Origin of the sequence: Streptomyces longispororuber, assembly GCF_014656095.1 — a bacterium.
Classification (GTDB): domain Bacteria; phylum Actinomycetota; class Actinomycetes; order Streptomycetales; family Streptomycetaceae; genus Streptomyces; species Streptomyces longispororuber.
The window spans coordinates 77,942-94,535 of the sequence record NZ_BNBT01000005.1 but is presented as its reverse complement, the minus strand read 5'-3'; the positions used below and the strand labels follow the sequence as shown (position 1 = coordinate 94,535).

Annotated in this window: 18 protein-coding genes and 3 pseudogenes; 13 read left to right on the top strand and 8 right to left on the bottom strand. The window is 71.2% G+C overall.

Translation table 11 applies throughout. The annotated features are described in order from the left end of the window. The first annotated feature begins 96 nt into the window (after positions 1-96). From IE330_RS03060 to IE330_RS03035, 6 genes are all read left to right on the top strand, one after another. Entirely contained in the window at positions 97-948 is an 852-nt protein-coding gene (locus IE330_RS03060) for a helix-turn-helix domain-containing protein (protein WP_190134246.1), read from the top strand. Continuing rightward, a complete protein-coding gene (locus IE330_RS03055) occupies positions 945-1,751 on the top strand; it encodes an SAM-dependent methyltransferase (protein ID WP_190134245.1) in 807 nt (268 codons plus the stop codon). The genes IE330_RS03060 and IE330_RS03055 overlap by 4 nt, the downstream gene beginning before the upstream one ends. Next, positions 1,748-3,229, top strand: a complete 1,482-nt coding sequence (locus tag IE330_RS03050) for a helix-turn-helix domain-containing protein (RefSeq protein ID WP_229925323.1) — start codon at positions 1,748-1,750, stop codon at positions 3,227-3,229. Before IE330_RS03055 ends, IE330_RS03050 begins: the two co-directional genes overlap by 4 nt. A 188-nt stretch (positions 3,230-3,417) precedes the next feature. Next, on the top strand, positions 3,418-3,996 hold the full coding sequence (locus tag IE330_RS03045) for a phosphoesterase (protein ID WP_190134244.1): 579 nt from the start codon (positions 3,418-3,420) through the stop codon (positions 3,994-3,996). Beyond that, positions 3,993-5,558: an alkaline phosphatase D family protein gene (locus IE330_RS03040; protein ID WP_190134243.1), complete on the top strand. Its 1,566-nt coding sequence runs from the start codon at positions 3,993-3,995 to the stop codon at positions 5,556-5,558. Before IE330_RS03045 ends, IE330_RS03040 begins: the two co-directional genes overlap by 4 nt. 346 nt (positions 5,559-5,904) lie before the next feature. Beyond that, on the top strand, positions 5,905-6,357 hold the full coding sequence (locus IE330_RS03035) for a recombinase family protein (protein ID WP_229925321.1): 453 nt from the start codon (positions 5,905-5,907) through the stop codon (positions 6,355-6,357). Between the two features lie 30 nt (positions 6,358-6,387). On the opposite strand, the gene IE330_RS38705 is transcribed toward IE330_RS03035, so the two are convergent. Both IE330_RS38705 and IE330_RS03030 read right to left on the bottom strand, forming a co-directional pair. Then, the gene (locus IE330_RS38705) at positions 6,388-7,503 is read right to left on the bottom strand and encodes a hypothetical protein (RefSeq protein ID WP_229925319.1); all 1,116 of its coding nucleotides are present in this window, start codon (positions 7,501-7,503) and stop codon (positions 6,388-6,390) included. A 134-nt stretch (positions 7,504-7,637) separates the two neighbouring features. Further along, on the bottom strand, positions 7,638-7,862 hold the full coding sequence (locus tag IE330_RS03030; protein ID WP_190134242.1) for a hypothetical protein: 225 nt from the start codon (positions 7,860-7,862) through the stop codon (positions 7,638-7,640). 53 nt (positions 7,863-7,915) lie between these two features. Between IE330_RS03030 and IE330_RS39965 the strand changes: the two are divergent. The 5 genes and pseudogenes from IE330_RS39965 to IE330_RS38690 all read left to right on the top strand — a co-directional run. Next, positions 7,916-8,428, top strand: a pseudogene (locus IE330_RS39965) (pentapeptide repeat-containing protein); the annotation flags it as partial. 798 nt (positions 8,429-9,226) lie between these two features. Further along, a complete protein-coding gene (locus tag IE330_RS38700) occupies positions 9,227-9,556 on the top strand; it encodes a hypothetical protein (RefSeq protein WP_229925318.1) in 330 nt (109 codons plus the stop codon). A gap of 97 nt (positions 9,557-9,653) precedes the next feature. Beyond that, the gene (gene tgmA / locus IE330_RS39850; protein ID WP_190134240.1) at positions 9,654-10,088 is read left to right on the top strand and encodes a putative ATP-grasp-modified RiPP; all 435 of its coding nucleotides are present in this window, start codon (positions 9,654-9,656) and stop codon (positions 10,086-10,088) included. Continuing rightward, a complete protein-coding gene (locus tag IE330_RS39960) occupies positions 10,085-10,459 on the top strand; it encodes an MvdC/MvdD family ATP grasp protein (RefSeq protein WP_373314546.1) in 375 nt (124 codons plus the stop codon). The genes tgmA and IE330_RS39960 overlap by 4 nt, the downstream gene beginning before the upstream one ends. A gap of 190 nt (positions 10,460-10,649) precedes the next feature. Beyond that, positions 10,650-10,937: pseudogene (locus tag IE330_RS38690) on the top strand (ATP-grasp peptide maturase system methyltransferase); the annotation flags it as partial. On the opposite strand, the pseudogene IE330_RS38685 reads toward IE330_RS38690, so the two are convergent. After that, a pseudogene (locus tag IE330_RS38685) lies at positions 10,885-11,097 on the bottom strand (hypothetical protein); the annotation flags it as partial. The pseudogenes IE330_RS38690 and IE330_RS38685 sit on opposite strands and share 53 nt — an antisense overlap. Before the next feature lie 691 nt (positions 11,098-11,788). Beyond that, positions 11,789-12,223 (bottom strand): hypothetical protein, encoded by a 435-nt coding sequence (locus tag IE330_RS03005; RefSeq protein WP_190134238.1) that lies wholly within the window; start codon positions 12,221-12,223, stop codon positions 11,789-11,791. Positions 12,224-12,456: 233 nt separating this feature from the next. On the opposite strand from IE330_RS03005, the gene IE330_RS03000 reads away from it, so the two are divergent. After that, positions 12,457-12,843, top strand: coding sequence for a tRNA-dependent cyclodipeptide synthase (locus tag IE330_RS03000; RefSeq protein WP_190134237.1), 387 nt, complete (start codon positions 12,457-12,459; stop codon positions 12,841-12,843). A 123-nt stretch (positions 12,844-12,966) separates the two neighbouring features. On the opposite strand, the gene IE330_RS02995 is transcribed toward IE330_RS03000, so the two are convergent. Beyond that, positions 12,967-13,395, bottom strand: a complete 429-nt coding sequence (locus tag IE330_RS02995) for a hypothetical protein (RefSeq protein ID WP_190134236.1) — start codon at positions 13,393-13,395, stop codon at positions 12,967-12,969. A gap of 393 nt (positions 13,396-13,788) precedes the next feature. On the opposite strand from IE330_RS02995, the gene IE330_RS02990 reads away from it, so the two are divergent. After that, positions 13,789-14,055 (top strand): hypothetical protein, encoded by a 267-nt coding sequence (locus IE330_RS02990; protein WP_190134235.1) that lies wholly within the window; start codon positions 13,789-13,791, stop codon positions 14,053-14,055. Positions 14,056-14,094: 39 nt separating this feature from the next. Here the strand turns inward: IE330_RS02990 and IE330_RS02985 are convergent, their stop codons facing one another. The 3 genes from IE330_RS02985 to IE330_RS02975 all read right to left on the bottom strand — a co-directional run bounded on the left by IE330_RS02985 (position 14,095) and on the right by IE330_RS02975 (position 16,442). Further along, positions 14,095-14,397, bottom strand: a complete 303-nt coding sequence (locus IE330_RS02985) for a carboxypeptidase-like regulatory domain-containing protein (RefSeq protein WP_190134234.1) — start codon at positions 14,395-14,397, stop codon at positions 14,095-14,097. Between the two features lie 10 nt (positions 14,398-14,407). Beyond that, the gene (locus IE330_RS02980; protein WP_190134233.1) at positions 14,408-15,340 is read right to left on the bottom strand and encodes a trypsin-like serine peptidase; all 933 of its coding nucleotides are present in this window, start codon (positions 15,338-15,340) and stop codon (positions 14,408-14,410) included. Positions 15,341-15,836: 496 nt separating this feature from the next. Further along, positions 15,837-16,442, bottom strand: coding sequence for a dihydrofolate reductase family protein (locus IE330_RS02975; RefSeq protein WP_190134232.1), 606 nt, complete (start codon positions 16,440-16,442; stop codon positions 15,837-15,839). Between the last annotated feature and the right edge of the window lie 152 nt (positions 16,443-16,594).

Genomic DNA, 16,594 nt, shown 5'->3' with positions numbered 1-16,594 from the left:
CGGTACGGGACATACTCAACGGGTTGCGTGCGGGGATTGCAAGCGACAAGGTGTGCAGCATCCACAAGTTGCGGGGAGTGTCAGGAGGGGGCGCGTGTGGCTCGCGAACGATCCGGAAGGACCGTCGCGCACCTCGTGCTCGCCACCCGGCTGAAGGTCCTCAGGGAGGCCGCCGGGCTCTCCCTCAAGCAGGCCGCGTGTGCCCTGGGCGCCCACCCGGCCACCGTCCGCCGCATCGAGCAGGCGCAGACGTCCCTGGACGCGGGCCAGGTCTCCGTGCTGCTGCGGGCGTACGGGGCGGCAGCGGCGGAGACCGAGGACTTCCTCGGCAAGCTGGCGAGCGCCAACGCGCCCGGCTGGTGGCACCCCTGGCGGTCCGTCATGGACCCCTGGCAACTGGACCTGATGAGCGTGGAGTCCGCGGCCGGCATCGTGCGCACCTGGGAACCCGCCCTGGTCCCCGCCCTGCTGCGCACCCCGGCCTACGCCCGCGCCGTGGACGACGTCCTGCGGCCCGACCTGTCGCCCGCGGCCAGGGACCGCAGGACGGAGCTGCTCATGGAGCGCCAGGAGCGGCTGCGCACGCAGCGGACCCGCATCTGGGCGGTGATGTCGGCCGCGGCCCTGTACACCCGGGTGGGGCCGCCGGACGTCATGGCCGGGCAGGTGGAGGCGTTGCGGGCGGCGGCCGAGCGGCCCGACGTGACGCTCCAGGTGCATCCGCTGGACGGGCCCCCGCACGCCCTGACGGGCAAGCCCACGCTGACCCTGTTCCGGGTGGAGGTGCCGGAGATCTCCGACCACGTGGTCCGGGAGGGAGGCCTGGCCGGGACCGCCGACGTCTGGGACGCGCCCGACACGGTGACGGCCTACCGCCTGCTCCTCGACTACTCCTGCGCCACCGCCCTGCACCCCGACAAGTCGAAAGAGGTACTGGCCCTCCCATGACCGAACCCATGAGGCTCCCGCCGCGGTGGGACGAGATCGACAAGTCCGTCGCCCACAGCGCCCGCGTGTGGAACTACTGGCTGGGCGGCAAGGACTGGTACGAGGCCGACAAGACCGCCGGGGACGCCTACCGCGACAAGTACCCCTTGATCGAGCCGTTCGCCCAGGAGTCGCGGGGCTTCCTGGTCCGCACCGTGAGCTGGCTGGCCAAGGAGGCCGGGATGCGGCAGTTCCTGGACGTGGGCGCCGGACTGCCCACCGCCAACAACACCCACGAGGTGGCCCAGCGCATCGCGCCGGAGTGCCGGGTGGTGTACGTCGACCACGACCCGCTGGTGCTGCTGCACGTGCGGGCGATGGGCAGGAGCACCCCCGAGGGCGCCATGGACTACGTACTCGCGGACATGCGGGACACCGACGCCGTCCTGGAGGGCGCGGGCCGGACGCTGGACCTGGCCCGGCCCGTGGCCCTGGTCATCAACGACGTCCTCGGCCACATCGTGGAGTGGGAGGACGCCCTGGGCCTGGTGCGCCGACTGGTGGCGCGACTGCCCTCGGGCAGCTACGTGTCGTTGAGCCACTCCACCGCCTCGGACGACAAGCACCGGGAGGTGCAGGAGGAGTACAACAACTCCGGCGCGATCCCCTACGTCTTCCGCGAGCCGGAGCAGACGATCGCGTTCTTCGAGGGTCTTGAGCTGGTCGAACCCGGCTATGTGTCCTGGCCCAACTGGCGGCCCGACGCGACCACCGGCACCCTCACCGCGCGAGCGGGCTGGGGTGGCGTCGCCCGGATACCGTGACGACGCGCGCCACGGGCGGCGACCCCCACGCCACGCCGTCCGCGACCCCGTCGGCCGCCGAGTACGCCCAGGTGGTGCGGCGGCTCACGCGCGCGGCGACGCGCTCCGGCGCGGCCCTGGTCGCCGACGTGACCGCGCTGGCCGACGGCCGGGCGGCGCTGGTGGACCCGCTGGCGGGCGCCGGCCACAGCACCCCGCGGAGCGCCGGGGCCGCGGGGCTGCGGGCCGTGACCCAGCCGCAGGCGCACTCCCGCCTGTCCCTGCACCAGGTGTCCGGGGCCGACGGCCCGGTCCTCGTCCTCGCCCCCGGGCCCGCGGCCTCCGCGTCCCTGGTCACGCTGACCGCGCAGACCGCCGTCGACCTGCTGCGCGTACGGGCCCGGCGGGCCGAGGAGGCGCGGGGCGCCGAGCAGCGGCTGCACACGGCCGTGCTGCGGCTGCTGCTGCGCGGCCGGGCCGATACGGCCGCCGAGGTGCTCGGGACGTCCGCCACGCACGCCACCGTGTACCGGCTCACCGGGCCCGGCGCGGGCGCCGCGCACGAGGCGCTGTGGCGGGCGACGCAGACCGAGGCGTCCGGTGCCGGGCCGCGCGTGCTGGTCTGCCTGGACGGGGCGGAGCTGGCGGTCGTCGCCTGCCACGGCGCCCCCGACCCGCGCGGCGCCGACGGCGACCAGCACCCCACGCGGCCGCTCCTCGCCCGCCTCACCGAGCGCCACCAGCTCGTCGGTGGCGAGGCGGCCCCCGCCCCGCTGGACATGTTCGTCACCGCCTGGGCGGAGGCGGGGGCCGCGCGCACCGGGGCCGCCGTCGGCCGCATCGCCGCCGCGCACGGCCTGGCGGCGCACGGGCTGCTCCACGTGGTGCCCCCGGACCGCCTCGCCGCGTGGTCGGCGGCCGTCCTGCTCCCGCTGGACGGCGAGCAGCGGCGGACGCTGGAGGCGTGGCTGCGGTCGGGCTCGGCGCAGGCCGCCACCGCGGCCCTCGGCGTGTCCGAGGGCACGGTCCGGACCCGGCTGCGGGGCGTCGGCGCGCGGCTCGCCGCGGACCTCGACCACCCCACGGTGCAGGCCCAGTTGCTGCTCGCCCTGCGGGTGCCCGCCGGGCCCGCGCGGGCCACGGCGGCGGTGCCGGTGCTGCCCCACCCGCCGGTGCCGGACGCCCTGCTCGGCCGTGAGCACGCCCGGGGCTGGGCCTCGGCGCTGCTTGAGCCGCTGGACAAGCGGCTGCGGATAGCGCTGCGCTGCTGGCTTGCGCACCGGGGCCGGACCGCGCCGGCCGCCGCCGAGCTGGTCCTGCACCGCACCACGCTCACCACCTGGCTGGGCGAGTGCGGCCGCGCCCTCGGCCTCGACCTGTCGTCCGCGACCGTGCGGGCCGAGCTGCGCCTCGCCGTGGAGACGGCCGCGGCCCCCGACGACGTACCGGCGGCCCTGCCGCGGCGCGGCGGCCGCACGTACCGGGGGGCGCGGCCGTAGCCGCGCGCGGGCGCACGCGACCGGCCGCCCGTCGGGGCCGCGCGCGGGCCGTCCGGCCGGTCCGTGCGTCGCCGGTACGCCGCCGGGCGGGCCCGCCCCGGTAACAGAATTCGCCATGCCGCTTCTCCTGGTTCACACGGGGCTGGTGGGCTGACCGCGCCCATGTCACCCCACCACAGGAGGCGCGAGTGAATCTCGTGGTCAACGGCGACGCGGAGAGCGGGCCCGGCGGCAGTGCCGAGCCCGTCACCGCGGTACGCGGCTGGAAGGTCGTCCAAGGAGCCCCGGCGCTGGTCCCGTACAGCCTGGGCGGCGGCTATCCGACCGCGTCCGACCCCGGTCCCGAGCGGCGCGGGAGCCGCTTCTTCTCGGGCGGGAACAGCCCCCGCACGGCACTGTCGCAGGACATACCCCTGCCCTGGTCCGGCCCGGCCGGGCGGCGCGCCGTCGACGCGGGGCGGGTGCGCTACGCGGTGACCGCGTGGCTCGGCGGCTACGCCGGGCAGGAGGACGGCGCCCGGCTCTCCGTGGAGTTCCGGGACGACCAGGGCACGCCGGTGGCCCTGAGCGTGCTCGGCCCGGTGAGCGCCGCCGAGCGCGGTGGGCGTACCGGTCTGGTGCGGTGCGAGGCGGAGGCCCTCGTACCGCCGGGCGCGCGCTCGGCGCGGGTCCTGCTGGTGTTCACGCGCAGCGGCGGCGGCACCTCCAACGACGGCTACGCCGACGCCGTCTCCCTCACCCTGAGCGCCGCCGGAGGCCACCGATGACCGTCAACCGCCGTGACCTGCTGAAGGCCGCCGCGGCCGCGGGCGCCCTGAACCTGGCCTGGCCGCTCGCCACCGGCCTCAGCCCCGCGCAGGCCCGGGAGGCCGCCGAGAAGCTGGGTGCCGTGTACGACCGGGCGCCGTTCACGCTCGGCGTGGCCTCCGGCGACCCGCAGCCGCACTCGGTGGTGCTGTGGACCAGGCTCGCGCCCGAGCCGCTGGCCGCCGAGCAGGACCTGCCCGAGGTCGTCGAGGTCGCGTGGGTCGTCGCCAAGGACGCCGGCCTGCGCCGCGTCGTCGCCCGGGGCACGGCCCCGGCGTCGGCCACGCTCGGGCACAGCGTGCACGTGCCGGTGGACGGGCTGGCGCCGGGCCGCACCTACTGGTACGCGTTCACGGCGCTGGGCCGCACCAGCCGCGTGGGCCGGACGCGGACCGCGCCGCGCGGCAAGGTCGCCAAGGTGACCTTCGCCGCCGCCAACTGCCAGGCCTTCCACGACGGTTACTACGCCGCCCACCGGGGCATCGCCCGCGAGGACGTCGACTTCGTCGTGCACCTCGGCGACTACATCTACGAGCACGGGCAGGTCGGCGGCGTCCCCGAGGCGCACGTACGGGACCACGACGGCCCGGAGATCCTCACGCTCGCCGACTACCGCAAGCGGCACGCCCTCTACAAGGGCGACGCGTCGCTGCGCGCGGCGCACGCCGCGCACCCGTGGTTCCTGACGTGGGACGACCACGAGGTCGTCAACGACTACAGCGGCACCGGCGGCGGCGCGCCGTTCATGAAGCGCCGCGCCGCCGCGTACCAGGCGTGGTTCGAGCACATGCCGCACCGCGACTCGTTCGGCGGGTCGGCGCTGCCGGACCCGGAGATCCACCGCGTCCGGCGCTGGGGCGACCTGCTCGAACTCACCGTCCTCGACCTGCGTTCGCACCGCTCCGCGCAGAACCTGCCCGACGGCACGATCCTCGGGGCCGAGCAGAAGGCGTGGCTCAAGAAGACCGTCGACCGGGCCCCGGACTCCTGGCACGTCTGGGCCAACTCGATCATGCTGAGCCAGTTGCGCGGCCGGCCGGGCGGCTCCTACATGTTCACCGACCAGTGGGACGGCTTCCTCGCCGAGCGCAAGGAGGTCCTCGGGCACGTGCACGCGAGCGGCCTGGAGGACCTGGTGGTCGTCACCGGCGACTGGCACTCGGCGTTCGTCGACGACATCCGCACCGACTTCGACACCCCCGACTCCCCGTTGGTGGGCACGGAGTTCACGGCGCACTCGGTGACCTCGGGCGCGTACTCCCCGGAGTGGAACGCCAAGAACGGCCCCCTGATGGGCAAGGCCAACCCGCACCTGAAGTACTTCGAGGGCAACCGGTACGGCTACGACGTGTACGAGGTGACCCCGGAGCGGTTCAGCGCGCACATGCGCGTGATCGGCGACCGCCGCGACCCGAACTCCCCCGTCTCCACGCTCACCACCTTCCACGTGGACCGGGGCAAGACCGGATCGTACGAGGACGACGCCACGAAGGCGTCACCCGCGCAGTACCGAAGGGACTGACGGGGCCTCCGCGGGGAAGCCCTGTGAACTGCGCCTACCCAGGGCTTCTCCCACGCCCGTGCACACCACGTGCACATGACGAAGACGGCGACAGCACTCAGCCATGTCGGCGCCGCCCCTCCGCTCAGCCCCAGGCACCAGGGCAGCACCCGGGAGGCCGGGCGGCGCCGGCATGCCGTACAGCTCCTCGAACGAAGCCGGAGCGTTTACCCAGTCCAGATAACCGTAGGTGTCCAGCGTCTCCGACAGGCGCATGCCTCATGCGCGCCTGAACCTTGCGCGGCTCAACACCCGAAGCGATGAGCACCGCGTCAACGAAATGGTGCAGGTCTCGAAACGTCGCAAGGTGGCCGTCCCGTGCCACACCGCCCGCTTCCGCCTCGTGCCCCAACTCGTCAAGGTCTTGAGCGTCCCGACCCCCGCGGCGCGGAAGCCAGGGTCGTCGTGGACCGAGCTGCCCCGGCCGGTGAACGCCGGCGCCGCACCGGTCGGACACGTCCGCCTGGGCTACGCCCAGGCCTCCACCGCCCGGCAGTCCCTGGACGCCCAGCTCGACTCGCTCGCACAGACCGAGGCGACCGGGGTCTTCTCGGTGAAGATCTCCACCCGCGCCGCCCGGCGCCCGGAGCTGGAGGCCGCCGTCAGGCTCGCCGGGAAGATCCGCTCCTCCGACGTCGCCGTCGCCCTCGTCGTGCACGAGCACAAGCGCCTCGGCCGCGGCATCGGACTGGCCATGCCCGCCGAAGAGCTGAAGACGAGCGACGTCGGCCTGGAGTACCTCACCGTACCAGGGAACTGAAGGGCTCACACGACCCCTCCGGCATCGTGTTCACCGTGCTCGCCCGCGATGTCCGGCATGGAACGCGAGTACATCCGCGACCGCACCCGCCGGGGGGAGGTCCTGGGAGAGGGTGATCAGTGCGGTGGTGCGGGCGGGGCGGCTGGGGATGTGGGGGGGGGCGGTCAGGCGGTGGCTCACGGCGATGGCGGAGAGGTGGGCGCCAGGCAGGTGGCCGGGAAAGAGCCAGTCGGCTGGGGTGTTGGCGGCCCAGCCGGTGGACGCGGCACGCCTGGCGAGATGGGCCAAGAGGTGGCCGAGGTAGACGGGCAGGGGGATGGGGGCGTGGTCGAGGGTGAGGAAGAAGGTGTTGTCCACGGTGGTCAGGGCGGTGGTGGTCAGCGCGGTGATGCGGGTGAGGTCCTGGCCGAACAGCAGGAGGATCGCGCCCGCGGTCCGGACCTCGAGCGGGAGGGTGGCGTCGGTCAGGCACTGGTGCAGCAGGTCCCAGTGTGAATCTTCCTCCAGCCCCACGGGATCGGCCTTGGGGCGGTGCGGGACGTGCAGGGCCTTTGGCGTGGTGGCGGCGGTGGGCCCAGACGAGAGAGCCGCGTACGTCGTAGCGGGTCTGGGGCGGCCGCCGACGAGCCAGTCGTCGACGTAATGCTGAGTGACCTCGGCGAGCGTCAGCCCGCGGGCCGTCATCGCTGTCAGGAAGCGTGCGGCGAGGTTGATGCGGGTGTAGGCCCAGTGGATGCGGTGCGTGGCCCCGCCGCCGCGCAGACGCTGGTGGCGCCGGGCCCGGGTCAGCAAGGACCAGCGGACGTAAGCGCGCAGCAGTACCGCGTGCTCGGGGTGGCGGGCGGTGACCGGATCGAGGTGGCGGGTAATACGGGCGGTCGGTTCGTCGCGCTCGGGGAGTACTTGGTAGGCCATGAGGAGGCCGCGCAGGTATTCCGCGGTCATCGCGGCGGAGCGGCTTGTGGCGGTGGCATCCAGGTCCTCGTGCGTGAGCTGGCGGCCGGTGGCGATCAGGTCGGCCAGCAGGCGGGCCGAGCGGGAGCTGCACAGCCAGTTCAGGACCCTGCGCGGCTCGGGGCACTCGGCCAAGGCCGCGCGCATGTGGGCGTAGGGGCCGTTGTCCTCGGGCACGCCGGCGAACAGCATGGTGACGTGGTCTTCTACCGCGCACCGGTCGCACAGCCCGCGGACCTGGTACGAACGGGTCGTGGACCGCGATGCCTACTGGGTGAAGGTCTGAAGACCCAAGTGCCCGCGGTCAGCGTGAACGCGGAGGGCACCTACGCCAACGTGAAGACCGGCACCCCGCACGGGGAACCCATGCGGTTGAGGTCGCGCGTCGCCCACTCGCCCCACCGGATCTTGTAGGGCTTGTCCTTTTGCACGAGGTGCGGCTGCTTGTCGATGACGTCGCCGGACTGCGGGCAGCGGGTCCCCGGCGGGTTGCACGGGAAGATTGTAAAGCCGCGCTGCCAGGCAGCGATGGCGTGGGCAGTCAGGTGCAACGAGTTTCCTCAACTTCCTGCTCGGAAGCAGCTAATGAGGTAGCTGTATCGCCATGAGTGCGTCGACTGACAGTCACACGCGGTGGCCCCGTTGTGGGCACGGCGCCGATCCGGACGCCGATCCCCTCGGCTGCTTGGCCGCGTCACTTGATGTGGTGATCCCTGCGACAGGTGATTCCCCTTCGGGCCCTCCGTGCTGGGAACATGCTTCCGCAGACGTCAGATCACGAGCACGCAACGTAGGGCACCTGAATTACTCAAGAACTCACTTCACTCGGAATTCACTGCTAGAACTTTTGGACATACTGGATTGGGCCGACGTAGCAAGTCTTGATTTCAGAAGTGCCCAATTCGACGACAATACATCCTTCGCCGATCGCAATCTCCATTTCGGCGTCAACTTCATGGGCGCCAAGTTTGGGTCAGTCGACTTCACTTCGTCCATCTTCGCAAGTGACACATCGTTCGAATTGGCCACGTTTGAAGGCGATGCAGATTTTACGGCTGCCCAATTCCATACGCCGGCCTCCTTCAGGAATCTACTCTTCAAATCGGATGCCATATTCACAGGAGCCCGGTTCGAGGGTGTACACGCGATAGATCACGTTACCTGTCACGGGAAACTCGACCTGTCGAGAGCAAATTTCGCTATTGCCGTCACCATGGACATTGCGGCGGGGTCGCTCATGTGTCACCGAACGACATGGGAAGCGCCCGCCACATTGCGACTGATGCGCACGACCGTCGACTTGAGCGATTGTGTACTGACTTCCCCGCTCGCCGTCACCGGGAGAGAGGGCTTCTTCACGCCACATTCACGCCACATGGCCGACGGCGTAAAGGTATCAAACGTGAGAGGTGTCGACTGCGCACTTCTATCCCTGACAGACGTAGACCTTTCCGAATGCTGGTTCACCGGCGCGATCCATCTGGATCAAATCAGGCTTGAAGGGGGGTGCATCTTCCGCACGACTCCTAGCCCTTTCACCAGACGGCGCATACTGGCCGAAGAGGCATCATTGCGGTCCCAGAGAGGCGTGTTGCGATACAGATGGCGGCCGCCCACACCACCTGACCTTGTACCGACCCTGCCTTGGCCCAAAGCGCTAGCCGGAAACTACCGACAATTACGCAAGGCCTTGGAGGATGCCAAGAATGAGCCCGGAGCGGCGGACTTCTACTATGGCGAAATGGAGATGCGCCGCCTTGATCGACCCACACGATCGCGTTCAATAAATCCCCGCCGAATGAGCGCGCGTCGTCAATTCCAAGGGTCCCCCTGCTCGGAACAAGCCGTCCTAACGGCTTACTGGTTGTTGTCCGGCTACGGTCTGCGCGCCTCGCGGGCGCTGGGGTGGCTCGCCGTGGCGATGCTGACGACGATCCTGCTGATGATGGGCCTCGGGCTGCCGCAGAATTCCCCCAAGCAGGAAGCCACCGGCACCGTGCCGCCGGGCGGCGGGAAGGTCACCTTCGAGATCGACAAGGGCGATCCGGAGAACCCAAGCGGAGACCGGTTCACGACAAAGCGCTTCGAACAGGCGCTCAAGGTCACGCTCAACTCGGTCGTGTTCCGGTCCAGCGGCCAGGATTTGACTACGGCCGGCGAGTACATCGAGATGGCGTCCCGTTTCTCCGAGCCGATTCTGCTGGGCCTCGGAGCCCTCGCGATCCGGGGGCGGGTGAAGCGCTAGCCGCCTACCCGCGGATGGCTGTGATCAAGGCGGCGGCAGAGCCGAGCAGCGTGGCAATGGCGATGAGCCAGTTCGGAGCCACCAGACTTCCCAGGCAATGCCATGCGCTGCCACCTCGACCAAATCCTCTGCGCCCAGTGCCGTGACCGCCTTGAGCGGCTCCAGCACCGGGCGCGGTGCGTCGCGGGTGGCCACGGGCGATCCAGCAGTGCCTGAATGTGCTCTACCGGTGCGGTGCAAGGCGGCACACTGCGCGCCGATCCGGCAGCGACTGGAGGCAGTAGTGCGCGACACAGCAGTGCCCTGGGGTGTAACGCACATGCGGCCCTATCCCGACACGGCCGCTCTCCCTGCTGCCGAGATCATCCTTGCTCCTGAGACCCAGACCGGGCGCTTCATCGGCCCGGACGGCCGGGACCTACCTCGCACAGCCAGGCACAAAAGGACCGAGACGAGCAAGGAGACCTCCACCAGGACCAGCCTGGACGACAACACTGATGAGGGCAGTGACCAGGAAGGCGACACGGATTGACGTCGGCCGCCGCTGTCCTGGCCGTCTCACAGGCAGACGACGCGACCGCCGATGCGGTCACCGGTGAGCTGAACCGGCGGCGGATCCCGGTGGTACGCCTGGATCCCGGTGATTCCCCCGGGGAGTTGTCCGTTGCGGCCCGCCTGGACGAGGACGGGATGCGCGGAAGCGCATGGACGCGCTCTCGCGTGGTGGATCTCCAGCGGGTGCGTTCGGTGTACTGGTGCCGCCCACACCTCTACACGGCTCCTACCGGCCTGGCCGAGCAGGATGCCCGCTGGTGCGTGAACGAGGCCCGGTACGGGCTCGGCGGCATCCTCCCCTCCCCGCCCAGCGCGCACTACGTCAACCACCCCTGGCGCCCCCGCTGACCCCACTTCACTGCGCCGCGCGCTGGCCGACCAGATCGCCGCTGCCGACCCGGCCCTGGACGCCGGGTGGCGAGACGCCGTCGCCGCCGTCCCCCGCGAGCTGTTGCTGGGCTCCCCGGTCTCTCGCCCCGCCGGCAGCCCATGGGAACCGGCCCACCGGGCGCAGGCCGGGGAGGAGGACTGGCTGCGGATGGCTTACCGCGACCAGACGTGGGTCACCCAAGTCGAGGGCCAGGACGCCGCCGACATGGCCCGCCCGGTTACCGGAATTCCCACCTCCCGGGCCACCCTGCCCTCCCTGGTGGTCCGCACCGCCCAGGTGGCAGAGCTGCGGCCCGGCCTGAAGGTCCTGGAGGTGGGCACCGGCACCGGCACCGGCTACTCGACCGCCCTGCTGTGCCACCGGCTCGCCGCCGGGAACGTCATCAGCATCGAGTACGACGCCGCCCTCGCGGCCAGCGCCGCCGCACACCTGGCCGAGGCCGGCTGCACGCCGGTACTGCGAGGTGGATCATGGCTTCGGACCGGTGGGGGTGGGTTTCGTAGTCGTGGGCGAGTCGGCGGTGGTGCATGAGCCATCCGATGCTCCGCTAAATCGTCCAGCGTCTCGGGATGACCGTGAACCCCTCAACCCCCGGTGGGCCTTGAGACGGCGACGGCCGGGATGCTGGTGATGTCCGCCCTCTACGCGCGGCTGCTGGTCCCCGCGATTCTGACGCTGATCGGGCCCCGGTTGGCGAGGGAGGATCCAGCGAGGCGCGGGCGCCGTCTGGACAGCCCAGCAGCAGATACAGGTTGGGGAACTCCGGCACGGTGACGGCAGGACCCATGGTGGTGTGCGCTGGTAGACGTCCACGTGCGCGGCCTGCCGCTTCGTGGCCGGTGCCCGTCGGCACGGCACCGTACAAGAGGTCGGCGCACACCTGATGGCCAAATCCCTGTTCAGCAGCGACGAGTCGTTCACGTGCTCGACATCGACAGCCTCCTTTCAAGCAACTCGACGGCATGTGCGACATCCAGTGCGCCAGAACGCCCCATTCAGCGCTGCTGAGCGGGGTGTCCGAGGCTGAGCACAGTGCACCTCCCGATGCGGCGGACAGTACCGAAGGGATTGACCGGGCCCTCGCGGGAAAAGCCCTGTGCGCGCACGCCCAGGGCTTCCCCGTGCCCCAAGCGTGGCTCGCAGCAGCAGACGGTCCGGTCGTCGCCTCATGGCCGCGATGGACCTGTGGGGCGGTGATGTGACGGGCCATGTGCACGCGCTGCGCGCGGGGGGGGTTGTCTGCTGCAGTCGCCGCGCGGCGGCTCCTCGGGCCGAGCCGGACGGTGTCAGGCGGTGCCGATGCGGGCCATGCCGACGAGGGTGCTCTCGAGCCGGCGGACCGCCTCTTCGGCCTCCGTGTACTGCTCGGGGGTCGGCGGGACTGCGCCGAAGGTGGGGCCGTCCTCGGCCGGTACGGCGCGCCAGTGCAGGACTGGCGTGAGCGCGGTGGCAGCCGCGCCGAAGAACCAGGCCAGGCGTCCGTGGACGTGGGCGAGGGCGATGGCCACAGCGGCGAGCGCTCCCCTCAGATGTGCCAGCCGGTCCACTTGTGACAGGGACTGCTGGGACTGCTCGGCGCCCACGGCGGCGCGCAGCTCGGCCGCCGCCTTGGCCGCGGCGTAGCGCTCGGCGGACGTCAGGACCCACACCTGGTCGCGGATCAGCCGCTCCGCTTCTTCCGTCAAGTCCTCGACGGCCCTGCGCATGTCCACGCCCGTCATCCTCTGTCTGCTCCTGCTCGTCAGCGGTAGAGCGCAGGATAACCGGCCCACGGCCGGGCCGCCTTGGGTGCCTGGCTTCCCGAAGTGACCGGCCGGACCAGTCCGCGCCGGGGCCGTCCTCCACTTCGACCGGCCGGGAGGGGGACCATGCGGGTCGACAGGGGCCGAGCGGTCACGGCCGGGCGGGCGCGATCGGCGCGGACGAGGCCCCTCCGGCGCGCCCCGGCACTGACGTGCTGCACGTGCTGCGCACCCGAAGGTCCGTGCGTGCTCTCGCCCAGGAGCCGGTGGAGGCCTGGGAGGTCGAGAGCCTGTTGGATGCCGCTCTGGCCGCTCCGTCATGCGTCAACAACCAGGCTTGGCACTTCACCGTGGTGCGGTCGCCCGAACTGGTACGCCGTCTCGTCGCGTTGGACGATCCGGCGCGTCTGACGCTGGCCGCCCGTTACCTGCTCGAGAAGATGCCCACGTGCATCGATACCGGAGCCCTCGTGGGAGCGGAGTCGTCCGTCCGTTGCTACCACCGCCCCAGCCCTTTGCTGCAGCGCTTCTTCGAGCGCGCCTACCAACTGCAGCCGTCGCCCAATCAAGGCCACCTGCAAGTCGTGTGCCGGCTCTGAGCGTGCGCCGAGCACCCCACAGCAGGCTGGACCTTGCGCGGCCATGCGTGAGCGCCGCCGGGCCTCGTGGACCTGGCGGCACTCGCGGTCGCTCAGACCGGGTGACTTCCCGTCACGTCACGATCAGTGGTGCGAGGGCTTGAGCTGCGTCCACCGCTTGTCGCACTTCAGGTCGATGCCACCGGCGTCACAGGTGGTCTCGTATACCGCCCCGCCGCGTGTGATGGTCTTGACGAACGCCCTGTCACCCTGCTCGCTGATGGTGATGTCACACGCGTGCGCGGGGAAGCCCGGGTTGTCCGACAGGTCCTGCCACACGATCGTGCGCAGCTTGGGGTCCCACTCACCCGCGAAGGCACGGCCGTCGACGAGTGCGACGGAGTGCTCCTCATGGGCGTTCGGGGCGTAGGAATCGATGGCGTCGCACCCCCTGGGCGTGGCGGAAACCGAAGGAACGGTCGCGGCAGCCGCGTGCGCCGGTGCGACCAGGGCGATGAGGGCCAGCGCCCCGGGCACGGCGACGTTCAGCACACGACGATGGACAGCAGTCATGATTCTCCTTGCCGATCTTGAGGCGAGGACGCGGAGGCGTCCCCGACACCTCGATCCATCGGCGGCACCGGCCGACGCCTGAAGCGTCCGGCACGACTATCACTCAAACAGCGTGTCATCCCATCGGCGTCTGCGAGCGCCCTGCCGACCGGGGGGACGGCCCGGGCGGGGTCGACGCCGGACAGCTCAGGCGCGGTGGCGGCGCGGCAACAGGGCCCGATACAAACGGCTCTGATGGGCCGTCATGGGCTCGTCGGGCAGCAGCCCACGCGCACCAGCGAGGAGCGGACGGACGGCTGCTGGCCGTATGGAGCCGGGTGTTCGGGGCACCCGGACGTCAGGCCGGTCGTCGTCAGACCGGATCTCGGAGCGACCGACGCGAAGGAGCGAGAGATGACCACGCAGTACGGTAACCAGCCGGTCGGGCAGCACCACGCCCCGGCCAGGAGCGGTGCCGGCGAGAACGTTCTCAGCATCATCGCGATCGTCATGGGTGCGATCGGCTTCCTCTTCCTGCCGATCGTCTTCGGACTGGGCGGGCTGATCCTGGCCCTCATCGCCAAGTTCGCCCGGCACGAGCGGCTCTCCACCATCGCCCTGATAGTCGGTGCCGTCGGGCTGATCGGCGGCATGATCCTCGGTGCCATTGTCGCCGGCTAGGTCTTTTCCCGCGGCGAGGGCGTAGGGGCTCAGGGCATGTCAGCCCAGCGTCAGCTCGATCCGTACGGGCCCCGGAGCGGTGGCCGACGGCGTCGGTCCGACGCGCACGGTGGCCTCGGCCGTGCCGGGCGGGCCCGTGAGGGGGTCCGCCCGGCAGGTGAGCGTGTACCGGCCCGCCGTGGGGGCGCCGAGGGAGAAGCGTCCCTCGGCGTCCGTCACGGCCGCGATGTCCGGCAGCGGCCGGGGCCCGTCGGTGAACAGGACGTGCGCGCCCGGCACCGGCGCGCCGGAGGCGTCCCGGACGCGTCCGGTGATCTCCACCGCGGAGTCGCCGCCGCTCATGGGGGTGTGCTCACGCCTTCCATGCCACGTAGTTGTTGAAGACCGGTGTGGTGAACCGGGTTCCCGAGTTCACCCGTGCCCCGCCGTAGGCGTGTATCGCGAAGCCGTAGCGGTTGTTGTTGTCGATGCGGTAGACGGAGCTTCCGCTCTGCCCGCCGGCGGTGTCGATGTCGTAGTACACCTTGCGCGCGGCCACCGAGTCGATGCCGCGTGCCGCGTACCAGAGCGTTCCGGGCGGTTTGTCGCCCGGATAGCCCGCGATGTTCCCCGTGGTCTTGAGCAGGTCCGAGTCCGACCACACGCCGAAGCCGAACCAGCCCGTGGTGGAGCCGATGTCGGAGGGCGCGATGATGGCGCCGTAGTCGAAGTTCTCGTCGCCGTCCTGCGTCCAGCCGAGCACGGACCGGAAGCTGGTGCAGGTGATGCTGCCGTAGGGCAGCGAACCGCCGTTGCGTCCGGGCATGACCTGGATGCTCTTGACCCAGCCGTCCCGGCCGGCCACGCCGCTGCCCTTGATGTAGACGCAGTGGCCCGCGGTGGCGAGGGTGTGGGGGCCGAGCAGCCAGCCGGTGCCCTGGTAGCGGGCGTTGTCGCGGGCCGTGATCAGCAGGTAGCAGTGCACCCGCCACGGGTACACGGTGGTGTTGGTGATCTGTACGCGGTCGTCGGGCCCGTGCACGGTCTCGGGAGCCGGGGGCGGTGGGCCGTACGAGGCCTCGCCGATGTCGGGCAGCACGGCGGTCGGGGCCGTCCAGGCCTCCGGCGCGAAGTGTTCGGGGCGCCGGTAGCCCTCGACGTGCTCCAGGCCCTCTCCGGTCGCGTGCTGGGTGTCGCCCTGAGTGCCCTGGGACGGCGGCTGCAGGACGGTTTCCTGTTCGACGACCGGAGCGACGGCCGCTTCGTCGGGTTCGTTCGTCACTGCGGTGTGCGGGTCGTGCGGCATGCTGGATCACCCGGCTTCTCTGAGAGCTGCGATGTGATGCCTTGCTGGACGCCGCGGCCGCAACGTAGGGGGTCAATGCCTCTTCTACTGCCGCCGGGCATGTGCCGCAATGAGCCGTTCGCGCCGACCACTTGTCGGCGCGTGTCCCCTTCCGGGCGGATGCCGAGTACGCCGGCTGCGGACTCCGGGGGCCCGTGTGGCGGCCAGGGTGACGTCCGCCCCCGCTGCCCCACGACGAACGCCCCGGGCGGGACCCCCTCTGCCCCACCACCCCGCGCGCGCCCCACGCGCCGCGGGGTCGGCCGGGGCGTCCTGCCCGAATCCGGCTGCCCGTCGGACTCGGCACCGCACCTGTGAGCCGTCGCCGGGCGCCACCGGTGTCCGGACCGGCGTACGGGACCGGCCGTACGGGACCGACGTACGGGACCGGCTGTACGGGACCGGCGTACGGGACCGGCGTACGGGACCGGTGTCCGGGACCGGTGTACCGGCGACGTCAGGCGGGGGCGCCGAGCGGCGGGTGTTCGAGCACGCGGGGCTTGTACTCGACGAGCTGGATGCGGCCGTCGAAGGTCCGGTGCTCGATCATCTCGAGGGCGACGTCCGGATAGCCGTCGTAGATGCGTTCCTCGCCCGTGGCCCCGGTGATCACCGGGAACATCACGACCCGGAAGCGGTCGACGAGTCCGGCCCGCAGCAGGGACCGGCACAGGCTGAGGCTGCCGATCGTGCTGAGGAGTCCGGAGCCACTCGACTTCATGGCACGGACCGTCCCGACGGCGTCGTCACGGATGAGCGTGGAGTTGGCCCACGTCAGCGGCTCCTTGAGCGAGGAGGAGAACACCACCTTGGGCGCTTGCGTGAGCTCGTCGACGGACGCCTCCTCCTCGGGCCGGAACTCGTCCTGGCCGTCCGGGACCTCGCCCGCGGCGAAGCCCGACATCAGGCGGTAGGTGTTCGCTCCCATCAGGTAGGTGGCCTCGGGCTGCTCACCGAGCCATGCGAGGTACTCCGGGCCCTCCAGGCCCCAGAAGCCGGGCCAGCCCTCCCCCGACGCGTGGCCGTCGAGGGAGGTGATGAAGTCGACGAGAAGCTCCGACATGGCGGTGTCCTTTCCCGGGGTGTCACGGGTGCCGGCGTGGCACCAGTGCTGGCGTGTCACCAGTGCTGGCGTGTCACGAGCTTGGACCGGCCGGGGGCCGCGGACTCATCGGTCGCGCGGTACGTGACCTCGCCGCCGACGGCGGGGTCACC